The organism is Bradyrhizobium sp. 31Argb (assembly GCF_043638955.1).
In the GTDB taxonomy this organism is placed as follows: domain Bacteria; phylum Pseudomonadota; class Alphaproteobacteria; order Rhizobiales; family Xanthobacteraceae; genus Bradyrhizobium.
The window spans coordinates 21,111-47,278 of record NZ_JBEGDB010000036.1; the positions used below are offsets into that span (position 1 = coordinate 21,111).

At 64.0% G+C, this 26,168-nt stretch carries 25 protein-coding genes; 11 read left to right on the forward strand and 14 right to left on the reverse strand.

Annotation, left to right across the window (positions count from 1 at the left end):
* The first annotated feature begins 9 nt into the window (after positions 1-9).
* The 3 genes from AAFX91_RS10015 (at position 10) to AAFX91_RS10025 (ending at position 2,613) form a co-directional block, all read left to right on the forward strand.
* Entirely contained in the window at positions 10-546 is a 537-nt protein-coding gene (locus tag AAFX91_RS10015) for a CAP domain-containing protein (protein WP_207234479.1), read from the forward strand.
* Positions 547-641: 95 nt separating this feature from the next.
* Positions 642-1,817 (forward strand): DUF3734 domain-containing protein, encoded by a 1,176-nt coding sequence (locus AAFX91_RS10020; protein ID WP_394566341.1) that lies wholly within the window; start codon positions 642-644, stop codon positions 1,815-1,817.
* A gap of 7 nt (positions 1,818-1,824) precedes the next feature.
* Complete coding sequence (locus AAFX91_RS10025; RefSeq protein ID WP_130579453.1) at positions 1,825-2,613, forward strand: 3-hydroxybutyrate dehydrogenase; 789 nt, start codon at positions 1,825-1,827, stop codon at positions 2,611-2,613.
* A gap of 52 nt (positions 2,614-2,665) precedes the next feature.
* Here AAFX91_RS10025 and AAFX91_RS10030 read toward each other — a convergent pair whose 3' ends face one another.
* The 4 genes from AAFX91_RS10030 to AAFX91_RS10045 form a co-directional block, all read right to left on the reverse strand.
* Positions 2,666-2,965 (reverse strand): type II toxin-antitoxin system RelE/ParE family toxin, encoded by a 300-nt coding sequence (locus AAFX91_RS10030; protein ID WP_394566342.1) that lies wholly within the window; start codon positions 2,963-2,965, stop codon positions 2,666-2,668.
* Entirely contained in the window at positions 2,962-3,198 is a 237-nt protein-coding gene (locus AAFX91_RS10035; RefSeq protein ID WP_130579455.1) for a hypothetical protein, read from the reverse strand. Before AAFX91_RS10035 ends, AAFX91_RS10030 begins: the two co-directional genes overlap by 4 nt.
* Positions 3,199-3,230: 32 nt before the next feature.
* A complete protein-coding gene (locus tag AAFX91_RS10040) occupies positions 3,231-4,610 on the reverse strand; it encodes a lipopolysaccharide biosynthesis protein (protein ID WP_394566343.1) in 1,380 nt (459 codons plus the stop codon).
* A 179-nt stretch (positions 4,611-4,789) separates the two neighbouring features.
* Entirely contained in the window at positions 4,790-5,629 is an 840-nt protein-coding gene (locus AAFX91_RS10045; protein WP_394566344.1) for a protein-disulfide reductase DsbD domain-containing protein, read from the reverse strand.
* 135 nt (positions 5,630-5,764) lie between these two features.
* Here AAFX91_RS10045 and AAFX91_RS10050 point away from each other — a divergent pair, with 135 nt between their 5' ends.
* The gene (locus tag AAFX91_RS10050) at positions 5,765-6,415 is read left to right on the forward strand and encodes a YqgE/AlgH family protein (RefSeq protein ID WP_130579457.1); all 651 of its coding nucleotides are present in this window, start codon (positions 5,765-5,767) and stop codon (positions 6,413-6,415) included.
* A 287-nt stretch (positions 6,416-6,702) separates the two neighbouring features.
* Here AAFX91_RS10050 and AAFX91_RS10055 read toward each other — a convergent pair whose 3' ends face one another.
* Both AAFX91_RS10055 and AAFX91_RS10060 read right to left on the reverse strand, forming a co-directional pair.
* Complete coding sequence (locus AAFX91_RS10055; RefSeq protein WP_130579458.1) at positions 6,703-7,590, reverse strand: TauD/TfdA family dioxygenase; 888 nt, start codon at positions 7,588-7,590, stop codon at positions 6,703-6,705.
* A 130-nt stretch (positions 7,591-7,720) separates the two neighbouring features.
* Positions 7,721-8,500 carry an SDR family NAD(P)-dependent oxidoreductase gene (locus AAFX91_RS10060; protein WP_165421145.1) on the reverse strand — a complete coding sequence of 260 codons (780 nt, stop codon included), beginning with the start codon at positions 8,498-8,500 and terminating at the stop codon, positions 7,721-7,723.
* A gap of 101 nt (positions 8,501-8,601) precedes the next feature.
* On the opposite strand from AAFX91_RS10060, the gene AAFX91_RS10065 reads away from it, so the two are divergent.
* Together AAFX91_RS10065 and AAFX91_RS10070 are read left to right on the forward strand one after the other, a co-directional pair.
* A complete protein-coding gene (locus AAFX91_RS10065) occupies positions 8,602-9,336 on the forward strand; it encodes an SDR family NAD(P)-dependent oxidoreductase (RefSeq protein ID WP_130579459.1) in 735 nt (244 codons plus the stop codon).
* A gap of 121 nt (positions 9,337-9,457) precedes the next feature.
* Complete coding sequence (locus AAFX91_RS10070) at positions 9,458-9,814, forward strand: CsbD family protein (RefSeq protein ID WP_130579460.1); 357 nt, start codon at positions 9,458-9,460, stop codon at positions 9,812-9,814.
* A 137-nt stretch (positions 9,815-9,951) separates the two neighbouring features.
* Here the strand turns inward: AAFX91_RS10070 and AAFX91_RS10075 are convergent, their stop codons facing one another.
* On the reverse strand, positions 9,952-11,619 hold the full coding sequence (locus AAFX91_RS10075; RefSeq protein WP_394566345.1) for an SGNH family hydrolase: 1,668 nt from the start codon (positions 11,617-11,619) through the stop codon (positions 9,952-9,954).
* Positions 11,620-11,767: 148 nt separating this feature from the next.
* A complete protein-coding gene (locus tag AAFX91_RS10080) occupies positions 11,768-13,147 on the reverse strand; it encodes a lytic murein transglycosylase (protein WP_394566346.1) in 1,380 nt (459 codons plus the stop codon).
* Positions 13,148-13,347: 200 nt separating this feature from the next.
* On the opposite strand from AAFX91_RS10080, the gene AAFX91_RS10085 reads away from it, so the two are divergent.
* Positions 13,348-14,229, forward strand: coding sequence for a UTP--glucose-1-phosphate uridylyltransferase (locus AAFX91_RS10085; protein ID WP_130579028.1), 882 nt, complete (start codon positions 13,348-13,350; stop codon positions 14,227-14,229).
* Positions 14,230-14,491: 262 nt separating this feature from the next.
* Here AAFX91_RS10085 and AAFX91_RS10090 read toward each other — a convergent pair whose 3' ends face one another.
* Positions 14,492-15,985 (reverse strand): diguanylate cyclase, encoded by a 1,494-nt coding sequence (locus AAFX91_RS10090; protein WP_282527430.1) that lies wholly within the window; start codon positions 15,983-15,985, stop codon positions 14,492-14,494.
* 137 nt (positions 15,986-16,122) lie between these two features.
* Between AAFX91_RS10090 and AAFX91_RS10095 the strand changes: the two genes are divergently transcribed.
* Positions 16,123-16,407 (forward strand): hypothetical protein, encoded by a 285-nt coding sequence (locus tag AAFX91_RS10095; RefSeq protein ID WP_130579026.1) that lies wholly within the window; start codon positions 16,123-16,125, stop codon positions 16,405-16,407.
* 172 nt (positions 16,408-16,579) lie between these two features.
* Here the strand turns inward: AAFX91_RS10095 and AAFX91_RS10100 are convergent, their stop codons facing one another.
* Positions 16,580-19,456: an EAL domain-containing protein gene (locus AAFX91_RS10100; RefSeq protein ID WP_165421127.1), complete on the reverse strand. Its 2,877-nt coding sequence runs from the start codon at positions 19,454-19,456 to the stop codon at positions 16,580-16,582.
* A gap of 120 nt (positions 19,457-19,576) precedes the next feature.
* Complete coding sequence (locus tag AAFX91_RS10105) at positions 19,577-20,578, reverse strand: NAD(P)H-quinone oxidoreductase (RefSeq protein ID WP_130579024.1); 1,002 nt, start codon at positions 20,576-20,578, stop codon at positions 19,577-19,579.
* A 155-nt stretch (positions 20,579-20,733) separates the two neighbouring features.
* Between AAFX91_RS10105 and AAFX91_RS10110 the strand changes: the two genes are divergently transcribed.
* Entirely contained in the window at positions 20,734-20,925 is a 192-nt protein-coding gene (locus tag AAFX91_RS10110; protein WP_130579022.1) for a DUF1192 domain-containing protein, read from the forward strand.
* 458 nt (positions 20,926-21,383) lie between these two features.
* On the forward strand, positions 21,384-21,896 hold the full coding sequence (locus AAFX91_RS10115) for a DUF1465 family protein (RefSeq protein WP_165421126.1): 513 nt from the start codon (positions 21,384-21,386) through the stop codon (positions 21,894-21,896).
* 181 nt (positions 21,897-22,077) lie between these two features.
* Here the strand turns inward: AAFX91_RS10115 and rpmE are convergent, their stop codons facing one another.
* The gene (gene rpmE, locus AAFX91_RS10120; RefSeq protein WP_130579020.1) at positions 22,078-22,305 is read right to left on the reverse strand and encodes a 50S ribosomal protein L31; all 228 of its coding nucleotides are present in this window, start codon (positions 22,303-22,305) and stop codon (positions 22,078-22,080) included.
* Positions 22,306-22,491: 186 nt separating this feature from the next.
* On the opposite strand from rpmE, the gene AAFX91_RS10125 reads away from it, so the two are divergent.
* On the forward strand, positions 22,492-24,351 hold the full coding sequence (locus AAFX91_RS10125; RefSeq protein WP_394566347.1) for an ABC transporter ATP-binding protein/permease: 1,860 nt from the start codon (positions 22,492-22,494) through the stop codon (positions 24,349-24,351).
* A gap of 156 nt (positions 24,352-24,507) precedes the next feature.
* Here AAFX91_RS10125 and AAFX91_RS10130 read toward each other — a convergent pair whose 3' ends face one another.
* Both AAFX91_RS10130 and AAFX91_RS10135 read right to left on the reverse strand, forming a co-directional pair.
* Entirely contained in the window at positions 24,508-24,957 is a 450-nt protein-coding gene (locus AAFX91_RS10130) for a GNAT family N-acetyltransferase (protein ID WP_394566348.1), read from the reverse strand.
* Positions 24,957-25,985 carry a peptidoglycan -binding protein gene (locus tag AAFX91_RS10135; RefSeq protein WP_130579015.1) on the reverse strand — a complete coding sequence of 343 codons (1,029 nt, stop codon included), beginning with the start codon at positions 25,983-25,985 and terminating at the stop codon, positions 24,957-24,959. Before AAFX91_RS10135 ends, AAFX91_RS10130 begins: the two co-directional genes overlap by 1 nt.
* Positions 25,986-26,168: the final 183 nt, after the last annotated feature.

The following is a 26,168-nucleotide window of genomic DNA, read 5'->3' on the forward strand; positions in this document are numbered from 1 at the left end:
ACGGTTGGTATGCAACAACGGCGGACCAACCTTGGGGGAATCCTTTCAGTGAAACGGACGACGGTCGCCCTTCTTGGGCTTCTGGTGCTGGGCGGCTGCGCGACAGACACTCCACTTCCGGAACAGCCGGCCATGTATGTCAACATGGCTGCACCCGGCGCTGTCCTGGACACCCAGGCCGCCGCGACCATGATCTCGCAATATCGCCAGAACAACGGCCTCGGCACCGTGGTGGTGGACCCTGCGCTCGTGAAGCTCGCCGAGCAGCAGTCGCAGGCCATGGCGGCCCGCAACAAGATGGACCATGACGTGAAGGCGCCGCTCGGCAAAAGGCTGGAAGGCTCCGGCTATCCAGCGACGGTGGCGGTCGAAAACGTCTCGGCCGGCTATCATACGCTGGCGGAAGCGTTTTCCGGCTGGCGCGATTCGCCGCCGCACAAGGCCAATATGCTCAAGGGCGGTGTCACAAAATTAGGCATCGCGGCGAGCTACGCACCGAACACCAAATACAAGGTGTTCTGGACGCTGATCCTGGCGTCAACCTAACTCTGTGTGATCGAAAGCCTCGATCACGCCGATTGACGCGGTCGCGAACTGCGGCCACGGTGCACGCCATTATGCCCCACTGATTGACGGTCACGATGGATACTTCCGATCCCGCGCCCGCCACGACGCCCGCCAAGGCGCAGCGCGTATTGGTCCTGCAGGGCGGCGGCGCCCTTGGCTCCTATCAGGCCGGAGCGTTTCAGGCGCTCTGTCGCGCCGGCTTCGAGCCGGAATGGATTGCCGGCATCTCGACCGGCGCCATCAATGCTGCGATCATCGCCGGCAACGAGCCGGACAAGCGCTTGCCGCGCTTAAAGGAATTCTGGGAGATGGTATCGCGTCCGGTATCCTGGAATCCGGTGACGCCAGGCGACCGCGCCCGCACCTTGTTCAACGAGACCAGCGCCGCCATCATCGCGACATTCGGCGTCCCCGGCTTCTTCGCGCCGCGGATCCCGCCGGCGCCGTTCTGGCCCATGGGCAGCTCGGAGTCGCAGAGCTATTACGACACCGCGCCGCTGAAGAAGACGCTGGAGCGGCTGGTCGATTTCGACCGCATCAACGATCTCAAGACCCGGCTTTCGGTCGGCGCGGTCGGCGTGACCTCGGGCAATTTCAGGTATTTCGACAATTACGAGTTCAAGAAGCTCGGCAAGAAGATCGGCCCCGAGCACATCATGGCCTCCGGCGCGCTCCCGCCCGGCTTCCCGTCCGTCCTCATCGAGGGCGAGCATTACTGGGATGGCGGCATCGCCTCCAACACTCCGCTCGACTTCGTGCTTGATGAGGAGACCCGCCGCGATCTCCTGATCTTCCAGGTCGACCTGTTCAGCGCCCGCGGGCCGTTGCCGAACTCGCTGCTCGAAGCGGCCGAGCGCGAAAAGGACATCCGCTATTCCAGCCGCACGCGGATGAACACCGACAAGAACAGGCAGATCCACAATGCGCGCATGGCGGTGCGCGACCTCATCGGCAAGCTGCCGGATTATCTGAAGAACGACCCCTCCGTTGAATTGCTGCGGCAGGCCTCCAAGGAGAACACCGTCACGGTGGTGCACCTGATCTACCGGAGCAAGAACTACGAGACGTCGTCGAAGGATTACGACTTCTCCCATGTCGCCATGGTCGAGCACTGGGAGGCGGGCGTCCGCGACGTGCATTTGTCGATGCGTCACAAAGAATGGCTAGAACGACCGCAGTCCGGCGAAACCATGGTGACCTACGATCTCACGGGGGACGTCGATCCGTTCCCCGCACGCAAGAAGGAGTGAAGCAGATATGGCTACGTTGACAGGCAAGACCGCCGTCGTGACCGGCTCAACCAGCGGCATCGGATTGGCGATCGCGCGCAAATTCGCCAGCGCTGGGGCCAATGTCGTCATCAATGGCATGGGCGTGCCGGCCGATATCGAGCGGGAGCGCTCCGGCATCGAGACTGATTTCAAGGTCAAGGCCGCCTATTCGCCGGCCGACATGACCAAGCCCGCCGAGATCGCCGAAATGATCGCGCTCGGCGAAAAGACCTTCGGTTCGGTCGACATCCTCGTCAACAATGCCGGCATCCAGTTCGTCTCCTCGATCGAGGAATTTCCGATCGAGAAGTGGGATGCGATCATCGCGATCAACCTGTCGTCGGCGTTTCACGGCATCCGCGCCGCGATTCCGGGCATGAAGAAGCGCGGCTGGGGCCGCATCATCAACACCGCCTCCGCGCATTCGCTGGTCGCCTCGCCCTTCAAGTCGGCCTATGTCTCCGCCAAGCACGGCATCGCCGGCCTCACCAAGACGGCGGCGCTCGAACTCGCGACCTTCAAGATCACCTGCAACTGCATCAGCCCGGGCTATGTTTGGACGCCGCTGGTCGAGCACCAGATTCCGGAGACCATGAAGGCGCGCAACATGACCAAGGAGCAGGTCATCAAGGACGTGCTGCTCCAGGCCCAGCCCACCAAGGAATTCGTCACGGCCGACCAGGTCGCCTCGCTCGCGCTGTTTCTGTGCAGCGACGACGCGGCCCAGATCACCGGCTCGAACTACTCCATCGATGGCGGCTGGACCGCGGAGTAGGGCCTTTCTCGCGTGTCCCTCTCGACGTCGGTCGGGAGGGGACATGACCCTATCACTCCAACCCGGTTGGAACGAAGGGACGCCGCGACGTGTGGCGGATGCGTAGAACGTCGACGGCATCGCCGCGGACTCGATAGAAAATCCTGAACGGATAGCGGACGACTGCAACGACGCGGACAGAGGAGCGTTGGGAGACCCGTGGCGCTGACTCGGGTGCGCGGCGAATGCGGTCTAACACGACCAGAAATCGATCCTCAATGGATCTGGCTACAGTCGGACTGGCGTTGGTCGAATAGTAAGTCGCGATTTCGGTCAGATCAGCGAGCGCTCGCCGAGACCAGACAAGCTTCATTTCGGACGAAACTTCGCAAAGGCGGCCTCGACCTCGCGCTCGGTAGCGACTTCGCCGGCGTCGATCGAGGCTATCGCGGCATCGATCGCCAGCAGTTCCTCATGCGTCGCGACATACTCGTCGCTTCGCAGTTCATTCTCGATTTGCTCTGCGACGGCAACGAGCTCATCCTGCGCGGCTTCGGGCCACGTCCGAACACGTTCCAGAAGATCTTTTAGGTGTGCTGCGGTCATGTTGAAAATATACGCCGCGTCAGCAGGAATTGCTATGGCCTGGAACCGATCTTCCCGAACGCCAGCACGTGCAGCCCGAGCCGCCGGCGGACGATCCAGAACAAGAGCACCGTCTCAAAGCTTAGCGAGGTCGATATAGCTATGGCGGCGCCATGGCCGCCGAAGTGCGGCACCAGCGCGACGCACAGTACCAGGTTCATGACGAAGGCGAGCGCGTAGGCGAGCGCGCAGATCTTCTGGTGGCCGAGCATGTTGAGGAGCCGCTCGACCGGGCCGATCGCGGCGCGCACCACGAGCCCGATCGCCGCCAGGAACATGATGTCATAGCCGACGACGAATTGCGGCCCGAACAGCCAGAGCAGCGGCTTGCCGAAGGCGAGCAGCAGGATGGTCGCGGCGAGCGAAGGCCAGAACGTCCACTGGATCGCATGGGCGACATAGGCCGACAGCCGCGCCTTGTCGCCGAGCGCGTTGTATTCGGCGAAGCGATGCGCTGTCGTTGCCGCCATCGCGTAGTGGATGAAGGACACCAGCGCCAGCGTCTTCACCACGGCGAAATAGACGCCGACCTCCTCGGAGGAGCGGAACTGCTGCAGCACCAGCACATCGGTGTAGGACAGCAGGAGATAAAAGCTTTCGACCAGCAGGATCGGCAGCGAGATCGCAAGCCAGCCGCTGACGTCGTAGGCCTTCTCACCGGGCTCGACATGGGCCGCGAGCCTGCGGTTCAGCACCAGCATCTGGCCGATCATGGCGATCCACACCGCCGCGGCGCTGGCGAGCATCGCGGCGGTGGCGCCGAGATCGAAGCCGAGCACGACAGCGCCGGCGGTGAAGCCGATGATCAGTGCCTGGCGCACGATGAATTGCGGCATCAGCCCGAGCCGCATCCAGTCATGCGAACGGGCAATCCCGTCCTGGGTATTGGCGACCACGAAGGCCGGGAGCGTCAGGCAGCCGATATAAAGCGGCACGATCGTGTCCGTGCCGACCCATGGCGACAGCAGCCTGACGAGGCCTGCGAGCAGCAGCGAGACCGCGGTCGACACCGCAAAAGTCAGCCAGCGGCTGCCGGAGAGAAAGCCGCGCAATAGCGCGTGCTCGCCTGCCGCGCGGTACTCCGGAATGAGCTTCTGCGCGGAGGCCGAAATGCCGAAATCCATCATGCTGCCGAGCAGCAGCACCCAGGTCCAGACATAGACGTAGACGCCATAATCCGAACTGCCCATCCAGCGTGCGAGCAGGATTTGCGAGAGATAGGCGGCGACCGCGCTGACGACGCGGATGACGAAGATCGTCCCCGCGAGCCGCCGCGTGACGGATGCCTCGCCCGAGCCGCCGATCAGGCCGCGCATGCGCGCCATCATGCCCGTGGGCGAAGCGGTTGCGGATTGGGCGTCCATCACGGCCAAGGCGAAGTTCCGGAAAAAGCGGCGGCGAGGGCCGTGAAGTATCAACGAAACGTTAAGAATGGGTTCGGTGGATAGCGGTGAAACCGTAGCCCGGATGGAGCGAAGCGCAATCCGGGGCCGGTCTTTCTGCGTGCGCCGCTGTTCCCGGGTTGTGCTGCGCTTCACCCGGGCTACAGGGGTCAATCCAGATTGGTGTTGAACTCGTAGGCGCGGTCGCCGCCGACCAGGGTCAATTTCAGCGCGGCACCGTCCGGATTGGCGCCCGGCGGCAGGCCGTCGAGCTCGAAGGAGAACCGTTTCACCCCGGGTGGCGAGTTCGGCTCGAGTTTCGGCACCGGCAGGGCCCAGTCCGGCGTCGGTCCCTCGACGAACAGGCTGACCTCTTTGCCTTCGGGCGCAGCGACATCGACCAGCACGGTCGACTTGCCGCTGCGTTTGACATCGCGGATCGTGACCGGGTTGGGATCGCCGATATTGGCCGGCTTCGGCACGGTGTCGAGCGCGGATGACAGCGCGCCGTCCTCGGTAGAGGCGACGCTCGCAAAGGCAAGCTCGACGCTGGTCTCCACAGGAATGCACAGCTTCTCGCACACCGCATAATTGATGTTGGCGCGCAGCATCAGCGGCTTGTCGGCACTCTTGGCGACGATCCGAAGCGGCAGCACCACCTGGTGCTTGTAGCCGAGCGAGGTGCCGCCGGCGCCGTCGTCAAATTTCATCGGCGCCGGCCATAACACCGTCACCGCGTCGACATTTTCTGACTTCGAGAAATCGAAACGCGGCGGCACGCCGGAATCGCCGGGGGTACGCCAATAAGTTTTCCAACCGGGCTCGAGTTGGATGGCTATACCGCCTAGCAAAACCGCGCCGCTGCGCGAGCCTGCGAGCAGCCGTACCGCCGAATGGTCGTCCCGCTGCCAGGGCGAGGAATCCTCGGCACGTACCTCTGTCGCAGGCCAGACGACTGAAAGAGTGGCTAGCAGGCCGAGCGCAACCCGCATGGGAACTATGGCGATCATGGAACGTCTTTACCGGCTGGTTATTGCGTAAACCATTGAATTGCGTGTGATGGATGGCGCGAATACGGCGTTGAGCTTGATTGACAGAAGCCTCACCCAATATCAGGATGTCAAATCAGCATGGAGGCCTTTCAGATGACTCCTGAAGGCAAAGCACCAAAGACCGCCCGCGGCAAGGTGGCCGGCGTCGGCGACAATTCGTCGGGCAGCGGTTATCTCGACGGCCAGATCCTGATCGCCATGCCGGTTATGAGCGATCCTCGCTTCGAGCGCTCCGTCATCTACATGTGCGCGCATTCCGCCGAGGGGGCGATGGGCATCATCGTTAACCGTCCGGCCGGAAGCATCGATTTCCCGGGGCTGTTGGTGCAACTCGACATCATCCAGAAGGCCGACCAGATCAAGCTGCCGGAAAATGCCGAGACCATGAAGGTAATGAAGGGCGGCCCGGTCGATACCGGCCGCGGCTTCGTGCTGCACTCCAGCGATTTCTACATCCAGGATGCGACGCTGAATATCGACGACGAGATTTGCCTGACCGCAACCGTCGATATCCTGAAGGCGATCGCCAAGGGCTCCGGCCCCAAGCATGCGATCCTGGCCCTGGGCTATGCCGGCTGGGCCCCGGGGCAGCTCGAAAGCGAGATCCAGCACAATGGCTGGCTGCATTGCGACGCCGATCCGGAATTGATCTTCGGCGACGACGTCGAGGACAAATACGACCGTGCCCTGCGCAAGATCGGCATCGACGTCGGCATGCTCTCGAACGAAGCTGGCCACGCGTAACTCCCGCTCTTTCTTGTTTCCCTGCAATAACCGCTTGCTCTACTCCGCCTCTCCCCTTGTGGGAGAGGCCGGATCGCATGCAGCGAAGCGGAATGTGATCCGGGTGAGGGGTCTCGGTCTACCGAGGGACGAACGCACGCGGAGGCAAACCCCTCACCCGGTATTTCCCGCGTGCCGCGTGAAATCCCGGCCTCTCCCACAAGGGGAGAGGCGGGGAGTTTGCGGCTCCAGTCTCACCTCATAGCACACTTGTGGTTATGGGGCCCAGCTCAAGCCCGGGACGACAGCTACTCCGCAGCCTGCTGCGCCACGGTCGGCTCGGTGCCGGCCACGGTGGCGCGGCGCATGTCGCGCGGCTGCGACTGGTCGTAGCGGCGGACGCGATGCATGGTCTGGCGATTGTCCCACATCACGAGGTCGTGCAGCTTCCACCTGTGGACATAGACGAATTCCGGCTGGGTCGCGTGCTCGGTGAGGTCGCGCAGCAGCAGCCGGCCTTCCGGCATGCTCATGCCGCGCACCGCGCCCGCGTGCGATGAAAGGTAGAGCGACTTGCGGCGATGCACCGGATGGGTCCGCACCAGGCGCTGCAGCACCGGCTTGAACATTTCCTTCTCTTCGTCGCTATAGTCGAGGAAGCCGAGCGAGCCGCGTGAATACATCAGCGAGTGCTCGCAGATCAGGTCCTCGATGTCAGCCTTGGTCTCGTCATCAAGCGCGTCATAGGCCGCGCGCATGTCGGCGAATTCAGTGTTGCCGCCCTTCGAGTTCACCACCCGCGCCGACAACAGCGAGAATTTCGCCGGGATCGGCCGGAACGAACTGTCGGAATGCCACAGGCAGTTGCCGAGATTGAACAGATGGGTGCGGTGATCCTTCGGCAGCGGCTTGCCGTCCTTGCCGAGATTGGAGACGTCGTTCAGCCCTGAGGACAGGCGATAATCCTCCTTCTTGGTCACGTTGCCGCCGCGCGCGTTTTCGCGCTCGCCGAAGTTCAGCGCAAAGGCCAGTTGCTGCTCGTCTGTTATGTCCTGGTCGTGGAAGACGAGCACCGCGTATTTGTCCATCGCCGCCTCGACGTCGATCGCTTCCTGCCTGGTCAGCGGCTTTCGCAGATCGAGGCCTGTGACCTCACCGACAAAATGCGGGTGGAGCTGCCGGATCGCGATGGCCATGGCGTTCTCTCCTCATGTGCAGGCGGTTTTCCGCTTCGTTTGAGGAAAGGCTATCCTGTGACGTTGCCATGTCAACGCGGCGCCGGCGCATGGCCCCTTGCACGAGGATGCTCGGACACGCTGCAGCGCATCACGCGTTTCGCGCCATCAGCCCGCCATCCACCGGGATCACCGCGCCGGTCAGGAATGACGCCGCCGGCAGGCACAGGCTCAAGGTCATGTGCGCGACCTCCTCCGGCTCGCCATAGCGGCCGAGCGCCGTGCGGCGCTTGGCATAGATCGTCTTATGCTCTTCCGGAATCCGGTCGGTAATTCCAGTGCGGATCGGGCCCGGGCAGACGCAGTTCACGGTGATGCCCTCGCGGCCCAGTTCCACGGCAAGCGAGCGTGTCAGCCCGGTGACGCCGGCCTTCGCCGCGGAATAAGGACTGTGCAATGCGGTAGCGCCGAGCGCTTCGGTGGAAGCGATATTGACGATGCGCGGGCATTTCGATTTTCGCAAATGCGGCAAAGCGGTGCGGATGATGCGCTGATGCGCGGTCAGCATCACAGCGATCGCCTTTGCCCAGGCCTCGTCATAGCCGTCGTCGTCGATCGCGACCCGCACGGAGATACCTGCGTTGTTGACGAGGATGTCGAGCCCGCCGAAATGCGCGGCGACGCCGTTAATCACGGCCGGGATTGCATCGCGATCGGCGACGTCGAGCACCCACGCCTTTGCTTTCCCTCCGCTGTTGCCGATCTCCTGCGCAACCGCCTCCGTGCCTTCGGCGGTGATGTCGGTGACGGCGACGTTGGCGCCCTCAGTGGCGAATACCAACGCGGTGGCGCGGCCCATGCCGCTGGCGGCGCCGGTGACGAGAACGGTCAAGCCTTGCACAGAGCGGCTGAGCTGTTTGAATTCGGACATCGCGTGACTCGTGGGATGAGGGAACAGGTTGCAGGATTGACAAGGCTGGCATCGATCCGCAGACAGGTCAAACAAGCAAGAAGCAAGGGAGAAAGCGTGCGATGAACGAACTCGATTTCAGCGGCGGGCAGGTTCTCGTGGTGGGCGGCTCCAGCGGCATCGGCAACGGCATCGCGCAAGCATTTCGCGCCAAGGGCGCGCGCGTGCATGTCTGCGGCACGCGCGCCAAGGCGAGCGACTATTCGGCCGAAGAAGGTTCGCATCTGGAAGGGTTGGAATACTCGCAGCTCGACGTCGGCGACATTCATGCGATCGAGCAATTCAAGCCGACCTTCGACCGGCTCGATGTGCTGGTGCTGGCGCAGGGCGCGGTGATCTACCGCCGCGGCGAGTTCGAGATGGAAGGCTTTCGCAAGGTCGTCGAGGTCAACCTCATGAGCTTGATGGCGTGTGCGACCAAATTCCAGGCGATGCTGAGCGCGAGCAAAGGCTCGCTCATCATCGTCAGTTCGACTGCCGCCTATCATTCGACGATGGGAAATCCCGCTTACAACGCCTCGAAGACCGGCGCGGTCGGATTGACGCGGACGCTTGCCGAGGCCTGGGCCGAGGATGGCATCCGCGTCAATGGCATCGCGCCGGGTCTGGTCGATACCAAGATGACCAGGGTGACGACGGCGAACCCGAAGCGGCTCGAAGGCGCGCTGGAGCGCATTCCGCTGAAGCGGCTCGGCACGCCGCAGGACATGGCGGGTGCCGCGCTGTTCCTGGCCTCGCCGCTCGCCGCCTACATCATCGGCCAGACCATCGTCGTCGACGGCGGACTGATTTTGTAGAGCATGATCCGGAAAAGTGGACGCCGGTTTTCCGAAAAGATCATGCTCAAGCAAAAGATGGCGCAGGAACCGCGGCTGGGCTCGCCGGTTACTTTCCCGGAGAAGGAGAGGAGTAACCGCGATGGATACTGATCGGATCGCTGGTGCCGCCAAGGAGTTTGCCGGCAAGGCGGAAGGCGCCGTTGGTGAAATGACCGGTGACAGCAAGACGGAAGCATCAGGCCGCGCGCGCGAAGCCGCCGGCGCGGTGCAGAATCTTTACGGCCAGGCCAAGGATGCCGCGGACACCGCCGTCAACTACGCCAAGGAGACTTACGAGAATCGCGGCGAGACTATTCGCAGCGGCCAGCAGGCGCTGACCAAGACCGTGCAGGACAATCCGATCGGCGCCTTGCTGGTTGCCGGCGGCCTCGGTTTGGCGCTCGGGCTATTGCTGTCGCGGCCGCCGCGCCGCCCGCCACCGCGCTGGCGCTACTAGATTAGGGGCGTAAGGGTGGGCAAAGGCGCCCTTCGCGCCGTGCCCACCATCGATGGCTCCGCTCGGAATGGTGGGCACGCTTCCGCCGGCGTTCGTTAGAACGGCGGTGCAAAAGTCGCTTTGCCCACCCTACGCCGTCACCATCTCAGGAAATTGCCGAACGGTGCTTCCGCGGATCGCCCGACGTCCGCCGGTGGACGTGGGACGATCGGCGTCGGCGGACGCGGCGGCGCCGTCTGCTGGCGTGGCGAGCCGAAGAAATCGCCAAAGGTCGAGGCAGGCGGCGGATTGGTCTGAGCCGGCCGGAACACACGCTTCTGCGGTGCCGGCTTTGGCGGCGCGGGAGCTGCGGCCGTCGGCGCCGGCGCCGTTCCGGCGCCAGTCCCCTCGGGGGTGGTCGCGGCAACCGGCGTTTCGCCCTTGGCCTGCTCGCGACCGATTTCGCGGCGCGGCCAGGCAAAATCGTCGGCGCGGCCGGCGGGCGGCGCGAGCGGTTCGCCCTTCACCAGGGTTCGTGCCGTGAGCGGATCGACCGCGGCTGGACGCGAGCCGGGCCCGCCGAGCAACTGATCGGTGCCGACGGAGGAGGCGACCAGCGGCACGATTGGTCCGGCCAATGGCCGCGCAGGCTGGCCGGGCGCAGCATTGGCGTCCGGCGTCGCCGGCTCGGTCGGCAGCGCGACCGGTGTGGAACGCGCGAGCAGCCGTGTCACCTCGCGCTCCACGTAATGCGCCAGCTTGCGCGCGCCGGCCTTGGTGAAGAAGACGCCGTCCGAGGTGCGGAGCTGGCGGGTCTGGCCTTCGAAATCCGGGCCCTTCTGCATGAAGCGACCGGCCTCGTCGACGAAGCCGTCCCAGACATCGACATAGGTGATGCCGGCCTTGGCCGCGCCTTCCCGGTACAGCGCATCCAGGAACAGCATGTCCGACGTTCCCTTCTGGCCGCGGATCGCCGGCAGGCCGACCCACAAGACGGGCACGCCCTTGCTCTTCAGCACGCCGATCAGTTCGTCGATCTTCTTGTTGTAGAGCTCGACCCAGCGTTCGTCGCGGAATTCATAGACGCCGTTCGCCGAACGCGCGCTCCGCTCTGGCGTCGCGGCCTGCGGCGCGTCGGCGGCATCCTCGGGCGACAATTCGGTATCGACCGGCTTGTCATCCGGCTTGGCGGGGCCATCCGAAGGCTTGGTGTCCTTCGCATGGGTGTTCTTGTCATCCTTCTTCTCGGTTTTCTTGTCGTCCTTCTCGACGACAGGCTGGCGGATCGAGACACGGTCATTGAGGCCGAGTATCACCACGATCGCATCCGGCTTTTCGGTGGCGAGGATGCTCCGCGCGGCGGCGGCCCAGTCGGAGGGCTCGCCCTTGGGCTGGTATTTGATCAGGCCGGACACGGTCTTGTGCTTGCGGATCACGCCCATGTCGGGCTGTTCGGAATAGGTGTCCTCGAGGCCATAGGCGAGCCAGTCCGCCATGGCATCGCCAAGCACCAGCACGTTGCGCTCCGGCGCCGTGTCGCGCTTCGCCGGCGGTGGCGCTCGCGAAAAATCCTGACGCGGAGCCTGTTGCTGCTGCTGTTGTTGCTGCGGCGCATGCTGGAAGGGAGCGAAGAAATCCCCGCCGAACCAGCCGCCGCCATTGTTGCGCGGCGCCTGGCGCTGCGGTGGGCCGCCAAAGCCCGGAAAGCCGAAGAACTGCGCCGAGGCGGGACCGGCGATCCCGACCAGAAGCGCGATCGCAACCGCGAGCGCGACCAGCGGGCCGCTCTCGGTGAACACGCGCAGGAAGGACTTTGGCTTCGGCATCAAAGCTCGGTCGAAATGGATTTTGAAGACAACGCCATACTAGCGGAATCGGGCCTCAAGCGGGCATATTTTCCAGCATGGATCCGGCACCCGCCCAAGTCGTCAAGGCGGCGGCCAAACAGCGGTATTTAGGTGATTTTTTGGGGTCCTATCGCCCCCTCAGGCGCTCCAGCATGTCGGAGGTGGCAAATCCGTCGGCGGGCGTTCCGATCGAGGCCTGGAAACTGCGCAGCGCTTCCCTGGTCTGGCCGCCGATCTGGCCGTCCGGCGTGCCGCGGTAGAAGCCGCGCTGGGCGAGCAGTTGTTGCAGTTCCAGCCGTTCGGCGCGCGACAGCACCCGTTCCTGGCGTGGCCAGGGCTGCACGAAGGGCGGCCCGCCGCGCAGGCGGTCGGCGAAATGGCCGATCGCCAGCGCATAGGCCTCGGCCGGGTTGTACTTCATGATCACCCGGAAATTCTGCATCATCAAAAAGCCCGGGCCTTCGGCGCCGGCAGGGGCGAGCAGATAGGCCTTGTCGGTCGAGCGCGGGAACGGCTGGTTGTTGGCGCGCCGCAGTCCCTGCTGCTGCCATTGCGCGAGCGTCATCGCCTTGGCGCGGTCGGCCATCATGTAGTTGAAGTCCTTGGGAACGACGACTTCGTAGCCCCAGCTCTGGCCGGTCTGCCAGCCGTCCTTTTTCAGGTTGTTGGCGGTCGAGGCGATCAGATCGGCCGGGTTGTCGACGACATCGCGCCTGCCGTCACCGTCAGCATCGACCGCGAAGCGCTTGAACGCGGTCGGCATAAACTGCGTTGGCCCGAAGGCGCCGGCCCAGGAGCCGCGGAGCTGCTCAGGGCGCAGATCGCCACGATTGAGGATCTCCAGCGCCGAGAGGAATTCGTCCTTGAAGTAGTCCTGCCGGCGGCCGATGCAGGCGAGCGTGGCGGTCGATTGCACCACGCTGCGGTCGCCCATCTGGGTCGAATAATTGGATTCGATGCCCCAGATCGCCGCGATCGCGTAGCGGTCGACGCCATAGGCTTTTTCCGCGGCGTCGAATTGCGCCTTGTACTTGGCGAGGATCTCGCGGCCCTTGGCGAGACGGTTGTCGTTCACGAGGATGTCGAGATAGTCCCAGATCGCCTTGGTGAATTCGGGCTGCGAATCCAAGAGATCCATGATGCGCAGGTCGGGCGTGAGCCCCGCGATGAAGCGCTCGAAATTCTCGCGTGTGACGTTGCGTCGCGCCGCGTCGGGCCACATCGAGGCGACACAATTGTCGAAATTGGCCGCTGCCTGCCGAATCGCGGCCGCCGTCATCAGCGGGTGACCGGACGCGCCGTCCTCGCCGCTCCAGGGCGGAGCAGAGCCGTCGGTGCCAACGGCAGCCTCCGGTGGGGGCGAGGATTTGGATCCCGGAAACAAGCCGCCGAGCAGATCCGCGAGCCCGCCCTGGGACTGAGCGAGAGCCTGATTGGAAACAAGCAGAACCGCCGCGATTATCATCGCGATGGTTCGGCTCTTGGTCGCTGTTCCCGTCCGCCGCATGGCTCGATCTGCCCGTTCCAACGATTGGTTCAGAAGGCCTTGTGACGGTTTCCAACAGCTTAACAAAGGCGAGATTTTGTTTTGATCTGTCACAACGACAAAAGCGACGTGGCATCACACATCCGCCTTTGTTCCCGGCTGCAAACCGGATAGCAAGATGCGATATCCGTCTCACACATTTCAAGGCGCCCGACATTCCCATGAGAATCCGTAAAGCCGTCTTCCCCGTCGCCGGTCTCGGCACCCGGGTCCTGCCCGCCACCAAGGCAATGCCGAAGGAAATGCTGACCATCGTCGACAAGCCGCTCATCCAATACGTGTATGACGAGGCGAAGGAGGCCGGGATCGAGCATTTCGTCTTCGTCACCGGCCGCAACAAGGCCACCATCGAGGACCATTTCGACCGGATGTTCGAGCTCGACACCACGCTGGTTGCGCGCGGCAAGAAAGCGGAGATGGATGTCCTGGCGCAGAACCAGCCCGAAGCGGGCGCCGTCAGCTTTACCCGCCAGCAGGCGCCGCACGGGCTCGGTCACGCGGTGTGGTGCGCCCGCGACATTATCGGCAATGAGCCTTTTGCGGTGGTGCTGCCGGACGAGCTGGTGCTGAACACGCCGGGCTGCCTCGCCCAGATGATCGAGGCTGCGGGCAAGCTCGGCGAGAAGTCAAACCTGATCGCGGTCGAGGAGGTGCCCGACCATCTCACCCACCAATACGGCATCTGCGGCGTCGGCCCGCGCCACGCCCATCCCACGATGTTCGAGATCAACGGCATGGTGGAGAAGCCGCCGAAGGGCACGGCGCCCTCCAACCTCTCGATCACCGGCCGCTATATTTTGCAGCCGGAGATTTTCGAAATCCTGGCGACGCAGGAGCGCGGCGCCGGCGGCGAGATCCAGCTCACCGATGCCATGATCGGGCTGGCGAAGACGCAGAAATTCTATGGCGTGGAGTTCGAAGGCGAGCGCCACGATTGCGGCTCCAAGGCCGGCTTCCTGCGCGCCAACCTCGCCTATGGCCTGCGCCGCCCCGAACTGCGCGACGGCCTGCTGGCGGAGATGAGGAAGTATATGGAGAAGTAGTGTCCAACTTGCTGTCTATCGCTGTCATTGCGAGCGAAGCGAAGCAATCCATTTCGCCACTTGCGGAGCCATGGATTGCTTCGCTGCGCTCGCAATGACGAGTGCGGGAAGAGAAATGGCAGAGGCAGCGTTCGACAAGGTCAAGGCCGGGCTGGATGAGGCCAAAGCCTATCTGGATCGGTTACGAGACCGACGCAAAGACTTAGCCGACGCTCCGGCTGAGAAATGTCAGGCTCCGACTGAGAAGCAGTGACGCGGCGCCTCACGCTACCAGCGACAGCGCCTGCAGGCTGGCGACCACGCTCTGGTTGCGGCCATTGGCCTTGGCGGCATAGAGCGCCCTGTCGGCGGCTTCCACCAGATCGCTCCAGTTCTGGCCGGCCAGAGGCGTGAGACTCGCGACCCCGATGCTGACCGTGGTGATGGTCTCACCGTCGCACCATTGCTCGACTTTTCGGCGGATCATCTCCGCCACGCCGAATGCTTCCACGGCGCTCTGGCCGGGCAGCAGCACTGCGAATTCCTCGCCGCCCAGGCGTGCCGTGCAATCGCCGGCGCGCCGGACCGAATCCGAAATGCAGATCGCGATGCCGACCAGCACTTGGTCGCCGGCCTGGTGACCATAGGTGTCGTTGAAGGCCTTGAAATGGTCGGCGTCGATGATGAGCAGCGCGAGCGGCGTCTCATGCCGGCCGGCGCGGCGCCATTCCGTATCGATATCGGCATCGAACTTGCGCCGGTTTCGCAGGCCGGTCAGTGCATCGGTGGTCGCAAGCTCCTCGAGCTTCTCCTCGGCCTCGGCGCGGCGGCCGATCTCGCGCGCCAGGAACAGCGTGGTGCCGAGCACGAACAGGACCAGTGCCGCCATGATGGCGCCGATCCGGGTCGCCTCCTTGCGCCAAAGGCTGAAGACGCCGTCCAGGGGTTTTCCGACCACGGTGAACAGCGGGCCGTTTCCGCTGCGACGGACATAGAGCCGCGGGGTCGGGTCGATCGGGCCCGCACCGGAGTAGGAGCCGTTGTTCTTCAGATTGTCCGACGTCCAGTTGGGTCGCTCCGCCAGATTGGTGCCGATGACATCGAGATCGAACGGCGTGCGCATGATGATCGTGCGGTCGCGACGCAGCACGGTGATGGCGTCGCCGGGGGCAAGCGTCAGCCGTCCGAACAGTTCGTGGAAATAGCTGAAGCGGATCGAGCCTGCGACGACGCCGAGAAAGCTTCCGTCTTCACCGCTGATGCGCCGGCTCAGCACGATCGCGTAGGCCCCGCGGTGGAGCATCGGCTTTGAGACGTAGAGGCCGGTATAGGGCTGGTCGCGATGGATGTGGAAATATTCTTCGTCGCTGCGGTTCTCCGCCAGGGGATCGAGCGTCGATGCATCGTCCACCAACCGCCCCGTGCTGTCGAACACCTGGATCGCGCCAAAGTGCTTTGCGGTGGCTGCGTGGTCGAACAGGATCAGGTGCCGGACCTCCTTGCTGACGTCCTTGATCTCCGGCATTACCATGGCGCCGGCGACCGCGCGCAGCGAGAGGTCGAACAGTTCGATATTGCGGCCGATATCGGCGTCGATGCCTGAGGCGAGGTTTTCCAGCGTCTGCCGGGCCAGTTCCTCCTCGCCGTGGCGCATGTCGAGCATGACGCTGGTGCAGATGGTGGAAAAGCCGATCACGGTCGCGACCGAGGAAGCGATCAGGAGCTTCGTCGATAGCCGCCAGCGCCGCTTTGCTTGTTGTCGCCGTTCGTGTGGCATGTTTCGTCCCGGGCCACCCTTCATGCACCGGAAACATTGTTGCGGCCTTAAGCGGCGACAGCGAACCGCGAATGGGTTAACGATTGGTTGGCGTGCATGACGTTTTTCGGCGATGGCGCGAGTCTTGAGGACCTGAAGTGAACGATTACGGCCCGTTGCGGGACTATCTGAAGAAGCAGACGCTGACCGAACTGGTGCTCAGCTTCGAGGAGATCGAGACCATCATCGACGCGTCGCTGCCGCGCGCGGCGCAGCGCGCCTCCTGGTGGGATAGCCTCCGCAGTCCACAGGAAAGGATGCCCCAGCGCGAAGCTTGTCTCGAGGCCGGCTACGCCGCCACGCGTCAGGCCGACGGCAACAGCGTGAAGTTCAAGCGGCTTCCTCGCGATGTCCGTCGTTCCCGCGAAGGCGGGAGCCCATAACTACAGGGCTTGTTGTGGCGCTCGGCCGTCGCAAACGTAAGGGTGGGCAAAGCGCAGCGTGCCCACCATTCCGGAACGAGAATGTGGAGAGATGGTGGGCACGCTGCGCTTTGCCCACCTTACGGGTCTCCGCGGGGCATGACAGTTGCCGGCTCAAGGCCGGGACGACGGATCAGCTCGCGGCTTCCAGCCGCTCCTCGGTGAGCAGGCGCATTGCGGCGTCGGCATCCATCGGCTCGCCGAAGGCGAAGCCCTGCGCGTATTCGCAGCCGAGCTGGTAGAGCTCGACCGCATCCGAATCCGTTTCCGCGCCTTCCGCCACCACGTCCATGCCGAGGTCGTGGGCGAGCGCGATGATCGATTTCAGGATCACGGGCCGCGTGCCGCGGCTGGTGGTGCGGACGAAGGACTGGTCGATCTTGATGGTGTCGAACGGGAAGCGCTGCAGGTAGGACAGTGAGGAGTGGCCGGTGCCGAAGTCATCCAGGGAGAGGCCGGTGCCGAGCTCGCGGATGCGCGCCAGCATCTGCGCGGCGTGCTCCGGATTCTCCATCACCAGCGATTCCGTCAATTCCAATTTCAGTGTGCCGCGCGCGACCGAGGAGCGCGACAGCACGGTCCTGATGTCGTGGATCAGGTCGTGGCGCAGCAATTGCCGCGATGAGACATTGACGGAGGCAAAGATCGGCTCGCGTGACCGCATCGCGCGCTGCCAGATCGAAAGCTGCCGCGCGGTCTGGTCCATCACGAAGGTGCCGAGGTCGACGATCAGGCCGATCTCCTCCGCGATGGAGATGAATTCGGACGGCGACATCCGCCCGAGTTTCGGATGGTCCCAGCGCGACAGGGCCTCGAAGCCGGCAATCGAACGGTCCTCGAGCCGCACGATCGGCTGGTAGAGGATCGTGATCTCCTGCCGCTCGATGGCGCGGCGCAGCTCGCTCTCCAGCGTCAGGCGGTCGGTCTTGCGCGCGCGCATCGCCGGCTTGTAGACGTCGATGCGGTCGCCGCCGATGCGCTTGGAGTGATACATCGCAAGCTCGGCGTCCTTGATGATCTCGTCGGTGAGCTGCGTCTGCGGGTCGGAGAGCGCCAGCCCGATCGAAGCGGTCAGGAAGATCTCGCGGTCGTTGAAGGCGATCGGCGCGCGGATGGTCTTGCGGATGGTTTCGGCAAAGGCGGTGATCCGCGCTGGGTCCTGCTCGGACAACAGGATCAGGCCGAACTGGTCGCCGGCCAATCGCGCCAGCGTGTCCTGCGGTTTGAGGATGCGGGTCAGGCGGCGCGCCAGCGTCAGCAGGATGGAATCGCCGACCGCCATGCCGACGGAGTCGTTGACCTGCTTGAAGCGGTCGAGGTCGATCACCATCAACGTCGGCCGCAGCGTCGGCACGGTCTTTGCGAGATTGGCGACCGCGCTGAGCCGGTCCATGAACAATTTGCGGTTCGGCAGGCCGGTCAGATTGTCGTGGACCGAGTCATGCAGCATCCGCTCTTCGGAATTCTTGATGTCGGTGACGTCGGTAAGCGTGCCGACCACGCGCGAGACCTCGCCGTCGGAGCCGACGACAGGCCGCGCCTTCAGCGCGAACCACATGAAATGGCCGTCCGGGGTGCGCAGCCGGAAATCCTGCACCAGGCGGCCGCGGCGCTGGTCGAGCACGCTGTCAAGTGCTGCACGGAAACGGTCCTGGTCGAGCGGATGCAGCACCTCCAGCCATTTCGCCGCCGGCCCTTCCAGCGTGCCGCGCTTCAGGCCGAGCAGGGCCTCGGTCTCGGGGCTGGTGAACACCTTGTCGGCAGAGACGTCCCAGTCCCAGATCAGGTCGCCGGAGCCGGTCAGCGCCAGCGCCCGCCGCTCGACATCGGAGACGACGCCCGTGGTGGCGCCGCCGCCGGCAAAGGCATGCTGCATCACCGTGAAGCCGATCAGCATCACTATCAGCACGAGGCCGCCGAGCAGCGCCGGACCAACGATGTCATTGGTGACACTGCCCGCCACCGTCATGCCGGCCGCGACCACCCAGACCACCAGCAGGAACCAGGTCGGGATCAAGAGAACGGCGCGGTCAAAACCGTGGGTCGAAAGATAGACGATCAGCGCAAAGCCGGCGAAGGCGATCATGACGAGCGACATGCGCGCGATGCCGGAAGCCACCGCGGGATCGAACAGCGCCAGCGCCACCAGCGATCCCAGGAACAGCAGCCAGCCGATGGTGATGTGGGAATAGCGCACATGCCAGCGGCTCAAATTGAGATAGGCGAACAGGAACACGAGCAGCGTCGCCGCCAATATCGCCTCGCCCGCCGCGCGCCAGACGCGCTCGGCGTTGTTCGACATGTCCAGCACCTTGCCCCAGAAGCCGAAATCGACGCCGATATAGACCAGCACCGCCCAGGCGAGCGCGGCGGCCGCCGGAAACATGATGCTGCCCTTGACCACGAACAGGATCGTCAGCACCAGCGCCAGCAGTCCGGAAATGCCGATCACGATGCCCTGGTAGAGCGTGAAGGAGTTGACCTTGTCCTTGTAGGACTCGGGCTCCCAAAGATAGAGCTGCGGCAGCTTGTCGGTGCGCAATTCCGCGACGTAGGTGACGACCGCGCCCGGATCGAGCGTGATGCGGAAGACATCCGCGGTCGGGCTCTCCTGCCGCTCGGGACGGTCGCCGACCGACGGTGTGATGGTGGCGATGCGCGACAGGCCGAGATCCGGCCAGAACAGGCCGGACGAGACGATGCGGTAATGTGGCGCGACGATCAGGCGGTCGAGCTGGTCATCGGTGTTGTTGGCGAGCGCGAACACCACCCAATATTGCCCGCCCTCGCGCGCGCGGACCTCGATGCGGCGGACGATGCCGTCGGTACCGGGCGCGGTCGAGACCTGGATGCGATCGGTGTCGCTGCGCTGGTGGTCGAGAACGGCGGTGAGATCGATCGCGGGCGCGTCGCTGCGGACGCTGACGGCATCAACTGCACGCGCCGGGGCCGCGCCGACAACCATCATGAGGGCCAGCGCAAGCGGCGCAAGCCACCTGATCAGACGCAATGTCAGTACTCCGCGCTTTCACGATTCATGCGGGCGAACCAGCGCCCTGCCGCTCCCGGATAAATGCCACGAAAGCGAAGGAAATCAAAGGGTTTCCGGTTGGGCCGGGCGGTGGAAGCGTTAAACGACCAACACAATTTTGCCAATATGCGCACTGGTTTCCATCCGCCGGTGGGCGTCGGCAGCCTTTTCCAACGGGAAAGTGCTGTCCATCAGCGGTTTTACCCGCCCCTCGCGGAGTAGCGGCATCACCTTGGCCTCGATCGCGGCGACCATCGCCGCCTTGTCCGCATGACTACGGGGGCGGAGCGTCGAGCCGGTATGGTGCAGGCGCTTCATCATCAGCTTTGCAAAATTGGCGCTCGCCTTCGGCGCTCCGGCCAGGAAGGCGATCTGCACGATTCGCCCTTCGACGGCGGCTGCGTCGTAGTTGCGATCGATATAGTCGCCGCCGACCATGTCGAGGATGACATTGGCGCCGGCGCCATCGGTTGCGGCCTTCACCTCGGCGACGAAATCCTCGCTCTTGTAGTTGATCGCGCGATCAGCGCCGAGCTTCAGGCAGGCCTCCGCCTTGTCCTGCGAGCCGACGGTGACGATCACCTTGGCGCCAAACGCTTTCGCAAGCTGGATCGCCAGGGTGCCGATGCCGGAGGAGCCGCCATGGATCAGCAGCGTCTCGCCTTTTTGCAGAGCGCCGCGCTCGAACACATTGTGCCACACCGTCATCAGCGTTTCGGGAAGTGCGCCGGCTTCCTCGATCGACAGTGACGGCGGCACTGTCATCGCTTGCGCGTCCTGCGCGATGCAATATTGCGCATAGCCGCCCCCGGCGACCAGCGACATCACGTTATCGCCGACCTTGTGCCTGCTCGCGCCGGGCCCGACCGCAACCACTTCGCCTGATATCTCGAGGCCGGGCAGGTCGCTGGCGCCGGGCGGCGGCGGATAGGAACCGGAACGCTGCGCCACGTCAGGCCGGTTGACGCCGGCCGCCTTCACCTTGACCAAGATTTCGCCTTGGCCCGGCTCCGGCACCGGGCGCGTCTCCGGCAGCAATACTTCCGGCCCGCCGGGCTTGCTGATGCCGACGACGGTCATTTGCGCGGGCAGCTTTTCCATGGTTTTTCCTTGGCGAAATGGGAGGATTCCAGACGCGGCACGTTGATTACCCAGCCTGCATCGCGCTGGCAACCGCTGCAACGGGATCGTGACAGAGCATGACCGGAAAGTGGAGACCGGCTTTTCATGCTTAGGGCAAAACACGGAGGAAGCGCATGGCGATGGAAGATGACGAGCGGCCGCGGAAGAAGATTTCGCACGAGATCGGGCAGGACCTGTCGCTGCTCTCGGTCGAGGAATTGAGCGACCGCATGGCGATGCTCTCGGCCGAGGTCGAGCGCCTGCGCGAGGCGGTCACCAAGAAGCGCGCCTCGAAGGACGCCGCCAACAGCTTCTTCAAGTCGTAGCGCTCACCCGTAGCCCGGATGGAGCGCAGCGTAATCCGGGACACCGGTGCATCCGGCTCGCACCGGTCCCCGGATTGCGCTGCGCTCCATCCGGGCTACGAAACTGGAGGCCTGTCCCAAACTAGGCCAATGGCCGATATGGCAAACGAAGCTTAAACAAAATCGCTCATTTACGATCAATTAAGCTTTCTCGTTTATGACTGCATCGTCCTCGTTTGGACACCGAGTGGCTCCTGTCCACTCTGTTTGACGCCTCCCTGTTATCAACTTCAAAGCCGCCGGAAACGGCGGCTCTTTTTTGGCGTTGTCACAGGCTTGTCGTTTCCAGCATTTGGCTGGAAACCATAATTCCGCTTGCGGCTGGACTCTTCGTCCCGCAAGCGCAATGATTTGTTCATCATAAAGCTGGCGCAAAGCCGGCGGTGTTCAAAATCAAAAGTGGCGTGAGGGCGTTAACCATGCTGGAGCGGTCGTATAGCGATTCCGCGCTTGTTCTGTTCAGCGAGCGGCTGACCAATTCTGCGGCATTCGGAGCTTTGTTCCGCGAGGGCATGGATCTGGTCGAGGAGACCGCCGCCTATCTCGATGGCGACGGCCGCAGCCAGGCCAAGGCGCTGGAACGGTCCGTCAGCCTGACCTATGCAACCGAAAGCATGCGCCTGACCACCCGTTTGATGCAGCTTGCCTCCTGGCTGCTGCTCCATCGCGCGGTGAAGGAAGGCGAGATGACGCTGACCCAGGCCAATCGGGAGAAGACCAAGGTGAAGCTCTCCGCGGCCGATCCGGGCTCGGCGGAACTGATCGAGAAACTCCCGCAACAATTGCAGGACCTGATTTCCCGCTCGATGAACCTCCAGGCGCGCGTGCGCCGGCTCGACAGCACGATCCATGCGCCGCAGGCTGATCGCGCCGCGATCGGCAACCCGCTGGTGCCGCAGCTCAACCGCCTGAAGGCCGCGTTCGAGCGGTAACGGCCGTTTCCCGTCGACCCCCGTCATTGCGAGGAGCGAAGCGACGAAGCAATCCATGCCGCAGCGAGCGGAGAGATGGATTGCTTCGCGTCGCTCGCAATGACGCGTGAAAACAGAAACGCCCCTGACTTGGCAGGGGCGTTTGTCGGACGATAACAGGAAAGAGCGAGCCTTTGCGCGCTCACTCCTTTTTCAAAAAGCCGGAAAACTTCTTCTGGAACCGCGACACGCGGCCGCCGCGGTCGAGGAGCTGCTGCGAGCCGCCGGTCCAGGCCGGGTGCGACCTGGGATCGATATCGAGCTGCAGCTTGTCGCCTTCCTTGCCCCAGGTGGAGCGGGTCTGGTACTCGGTGCCGTCGGTCATCACGACCGTAATCGTATGATAATTCGGGTGAATATCGGCTTTCATGGCAGTTCCTTCGGCGCGCCGGCGCCCGTCGCAAGTGGTCCAAAGATACGGGATTTGGCCGGTTCTATAGCCTAAGGAGACCCCCAAAACAAGCCACCGGGGGGTTACCGGATTAGGACTCTTCCGGATTTGCCAGCCGCTTCCGCGGGGCCTATCTGGAAAACATAAAAACTGGTCCTTGTCCCGATGAGCGCAGCCGAACAGCTTGACCACCCGCCCAGCCCGATGCCGCCGCGGCGCGATGCGCTGCTCGAAGGCGAAGCGCTGGTCGAATCCACCTTGACCGAAACGGAAGGGAAGAGCCGCGCCAGGCTGAAGCCGCTGCTGGCGCTCGCGCCCTATGTAGCGCGCTACCGTGGACGGGCCATCCTCGCTTTTATCTCTCTGACGGTTGCGGCGATCACGACGTTGATCGTGCCGGTCGCGATCCGGCGCATGATCGACTTCGGCTTCACGGCCGAAGGCATCGCCATGATCAACAGCTATTTCAGCGTGATGATCGCGGTGGTGGCGGTGCTCGCCTGCGCCAGCGCCTCGCGTTATTATCTGGTCATGACGATCGGCGAGCGCATCGTCGCCGATCTCCGCCGCGACGTGTTCGCGCATCTGATCTCGCTGTCGCCTTCCTTCTTCGATTCAGCGCGCAGTGGCGAATTGGTGTCGCGCCTGACCGCCGATACCACCCAGATCAAATCAGCGGTCGGCGCCTCCGTGTCGATCGCGCTCCGCAACATGATGCTGTTCCTCGGCGCCGCCGCGATGATGGTGGTCACCAGCGCGAAGCTTTCCGGCTTCGTGCTCTTGGCGATCCCGATCATCGTGATTCCGCTGGTCGCGTTCGGGCGCTGGGTGCGCCGATTGTCGCGCAATGCGCAGGACACGCTCGCGGAGGCCAGCGCCTATGCTTCCGAGCTGGTCGGCGCCATCAGGACCGTGCAGGCCTTCACCAGCGAGCGGCTTGCCGCCACGCGCTTCGGCCGCGAGGTCGAGCAGGCCTATGACGCCGCACGCAACTCGACCCGCGCACGGGCCGTGCTCACCTTGATCATCATCTTTATCGTGTTCTCGAGCGTGGTCGTGATCCTCTGGGTCGGTTCGCACGACGTGCTCGCAGGTGCGATGACGCCGGGACGGCTCAGCCAGTTCATCCTCTACACCGCCTTTGCCGCGACCGCCCTCGGTCAGCTCAGCGAGGTCTGGGGCGAAATTTCCGCGGCCTCGGGTGCGGCCGAGCGGCTGTTCGAGATTCTGCGCGTCAAGCCGGAGATCACGGCGCTGGCCACGCCGCTCGCGCTGCCGCAGCCCGCCCGCGGCGACGTTGCGTTCGACAATGTCAGCTTTGCCTATCCGACGAGGCGGTCCGTGAAGACCGTCGACGGTGTCTCGTTCTCGGTACGATCAGGCGAAAAGGTCGCGATCGTCGGTCCCTCCGGCGCGGGCAAGAGCACGCTGTTCCATCTGTTGCTGCGCTTTTACGACCCCGCTTCGGGCACGATCTCGTTCGACGGCGTGCCGGTGCGGCAGGCGGATCCAAGCGCGCTGCGCTCGCGCATGGCGCTGGTGCCGCAGGATACCGTTGTGTTCGCGACGTCGGCGCGCGAGAACATCCGTTTCGGCCGGCCCGATGCGTCAGATGCCGAAGTCGAGCACGCCGCCGATCTGGCGCACGCCACCGAATTCCTGCGCCGGCTGCCCGGCGGCTTCGAGGCCCAGCTCGGCGAACGCGGCGTGACGCTGTCGGGCGGACAGCGTCAGCGCATCGCGATCGCACGCGCCATCCTGCGCGGCGCGCCGCTCTTGCTGCTCGATGAAGCCACCTCCGCGCTCGACGCCGAAAGCGAGACCTTGGTGCAGACCGCGCTGGAAGAATTGATGCGCCACCGCACCACGCTGGTCATCGCGCACCGGCTCGCGACCGTGCTCTCCTGCGACCGCATCCTGGTGATGGAGCACGGCAAGATCGTCGAGCAGGGCACCCACGCCGAGCTGGTCGCCGCGAACGGGCTCTACGCAAGGCTGGCAAGGTTGCAGTTCGAGGGGGTTTGAGTTCGCGCTCTGCGCCACAAACTCCGCCGTCATCGCCCGCGAAGGCGGGTGATCCAGTATTCCAGAGACGGACGTGGGATACGGAGAAACTGCGGCGTACTGGATGCCCCGGTCAAGCCGGGGCATGACGGCGGTGTTTGTGGCAAGCAAGTCCCGTTACGGCTTCCACGCCATCCTCAATACCGGACGTCCTGACGTCGGGTTGACGTCCTCGCCGGCATGCACAAAGCCGTTGCGCTCGTAAAAACGGATGGCCCGCGCATTGTCCTTGTTCACGAGCAGCGTCACGCCATCAGGCGAAATGCGCTTGGCTTCATCTACCAGCGCGCTTGCCAGCTTCGAGCCCCAATGCGCGGGATCGACCACGAGCTGGTCGAGATAGCCGCTTGCATCGATGGTCACGAAACCGACCAGCGCATCCGCCTCTTCCGCGACGATGATGGTTGCCTTCGGCACCAGCTCGCTGCGCCAGCGCTCGCGCCACCACGCCACGCGCGCATCAAAATCGATCGACGGATAGGCCTGCTGCCAGGTTTGCCGCCAAAGCTCGATCGCGGCGTCCTCGTCCTCGGCGCGATAGGGGCGAAGCTTGAACCCGCTCGTCACTACCGTTCCGTCAGCTTCAATTCGATGCGGCGGTTACGCTTGTAGGCGTCTTCCGTCTGCGCGGTGTCGAGCGGCTGGAATTCGCCAAAGCCGGCGGCGACGAGCCGCTGTGCCGGCACCCCGAGCGAGATCAGATATTGCACCACCGAGATTGCGCGTGCGGCGGAGAGATCCCAGTTCGACTTGAACACCGGGCTGTTGATCGGCCGCACGTCGGTGTGGCCGTCGACCCGCAGCACCCAGGCGATCTCGCTTGGGATCTGCTTGTCGAGGTCGATCAGGGCAGCCGCGAGCTTGTCGAGCTCGGCGCGGCCTTCAGGCAACAGCGTGGCCTGTCCGGTATCGAAGAAGACTTCGGATTGGAACACGAAGCGGTCGCCGACGATGCGGATGTCCGGCCGGTTGCCCAGGATGGCGCGCAGGCGGCCGAAGAACTCCGAGCGGTATCTCGACAGTTCCTGCACCCGCTGCGCCAGCGCCACGTTCAATCGCTGGCCGAGATCGGCGATGCGTCCCTGCGATTCCTTGTCGCGTTTCTCGGAAGCGTCGAGCGCTTCCTCGAGCGCGGCAAGCTGACGGCGCAATGCGCTGATCTGCTGGTTCAGCACCTCGATCTGCGCCAGCGCCCGCGAGGAGACCTGCTTCTCGGAATCGAGCGCCTTGGTGAGCTCTGTAGCTCGGCCCTGCGCGTCGCTGCCGGCATTGGCCAGGCCCTCATAGAGTCCCTTGATGCGGTCGCGCTCGCCTTCGGCCGTGACAAGCCCGGCGCGGAGCTGCGCTATCTGTTCGCCGAGGCTGAGCTTGCCGAGCTTTTCCAGCGACAGCATGTCGTTGAGCTGGGCGATCTTGGCGTTGAGCTGCTCCAGCGCCTTGTCCTTGCCGGAGACTTCCTGCGACAGGAAGAACTGCACCACCAGGAACACCGAGAGCAGGAATACGATCGACAGCACCAGCGTCGACAGCGCGTCCACGAAGCCCGGCCAGTAGTTGAAGCCGGATTCACCGCGGCGGGCACGGGCAAGGGCCATTTTGACTCTCTACTAGCGTTGGTGTTTGGACGGCCGCCGCGGGTTTCCGTCGGCTTTCAAGATCGGCACCGTCTCTCTAGGGTCTGTTGGGATTCATCGGGAGTTTATCACGGCAGCGGTCAGATGGATCATGGCTGCGAAGCTTTGATCTGTCTTGTCTGCGCGCAGCGCGATGCGCTTGAA

Coding starts and splice junctions, on each gene's coding strand:
- AAFX91_RS10015 (WP_207234479.1), top strand. CDS start 10: ATGCAACAACGGCGGACCAACCTTGGGGGAATCCTTTCAGTGAAACGG.
- AAFX91_RS10020 (WP_394566341.1), top strand. CDS start 642: ATGGATACTTCCGATCCCGCGCCCGCCACGACGCCCGCCAAGGCGCAG.
- AAFX91_RS10025 (WP_130579453.1), top strand. CDS start 1,825: ATGGCTACGTTGACAGGCAAGACCGCCGTCGTGACCGGCTCAACCAGC.
- AAFX91_RS10030 (WP_394566342.1), bottom strand. CDS start 2,965: ATGAAGCTTGTCTGGTCTCGGCGAGCGCTCGCTGATCTGACCGAAATC.
- AAFX91_RS10035 (WP_130579455.1), bottom strand. CDS start 3,198: ATGACCGCAGCACACCTAAAAGATCTTCTGGAACGTGTTCGGACGTGG.
- AAFX91_RS10045 (WP_394566344.1), bottom strand. CDS start 5,629: ATGATCGCCATAGTTCCCATGCGGGTTGCGCTCGGCCTGCTAGCCACT.
- AAFX91_RS10050 (WP_130579457.1), top strand. CDS start 5,765: ATGACTCCTGAAGGCAAAGCACCAAAGACCGCCCGCGGCAAGGTGGCC.
- AAFX91_RS10055 (WP_130579458.1), bottom strand. CDS start 7,590: ATGGCCATCGCGATCCGGCAGCTCCACCCGCATTTTGTCGGTGAGGTC.
- AAFX91_RS10060 (WP_165421145.1), bottom strand. CDS start 8,500: ATGTCCGAATTCAAACAGCTCAGCCGCTCTGTGCAAGGCTTGACCGTT.
- AAFX91_RS10065 (WP_130579459.1), top strand. CDS start 8,602: ATGAACGAACTCGATTTCAGCGGCGGGCAGGTTCTCGTGGTGGGCGGC.
- AAFX91_RS10070 (WP_130579460.1), top strand. CDS start 9,458: ATGGATACTGATCGGATCGCTGGTGCCGCCAAGGAGTTTGCCGGCAAG.
- AAFX91_RS10075 (WP_394566345.1), bottom strand. CDS start 11,619: ATGCCGAAGCCAAAGTCCTTCCTGCGCGTGTTCACCGAGAGCGGCCCG.
- AAFX91_RS10080 (WP_394566346.1), bottom strand. CDS start 13,147: ATGCGGCGGACGGGAACAGCGACCAAGAGCCGAACCATCGCGATGATA.
- AAFX91_RS10085 (WP_130579028.1), top strand. CDS start 13,348: ATGAGAATCCGTAAAGCCGTCTTCCCCGTCGCCGGTCTCGGCACCCGG.
- AAFX91_RS10090 (WP_282527430.1), bottom strand. CDS start 15,985: ATGCCACACGAACGGCGACAACAAGCAAAGCGGCGCTGGCGGCTATCG.
- AAFX91_RS10105 (WP_130579024.1), bottom strand. CDS start 20,578: ATGGAAAAGCTGCCCGCGCAAATGACCGTCGTCGGCATCAGCAAGCCC.
- AAFX91_RS10110 (WP_130579022.1), top strand. CDS start 20,734: ATGGCGATGGAAGATGACGAGCGGCCGCGGAAGAAGATTTCGCACGAG.
- AAFX91_RS10115 (WP_165421126.1), top strand. CDS start 21,384: ATGCTGGAGCGGTCGTATAGCGATTCCGCGCTTGTTCTGTTCAGCGAG.
- rpmE (WP_130579020.1), bottom strand. CDS start 22,305: ATGAAAGCCGATATTCACCCGAATTATCATACGATTACGGTCGTGATG.
- AAFX91_RS10125 (WP_394566347.1), top strand. CDS start 22,492: ATGAGCGCAGCCGAACAGCTTGACCACCCGCCCAGCCCGATGCCGCCG.
- AAFX91_RS10135 (WP_130579015.1), bottom strand. CDS start 25,985: ATGGCCCTTGCCCGTGCCCGCCGCGGTGAATCCGGCTTCAACTACTGG.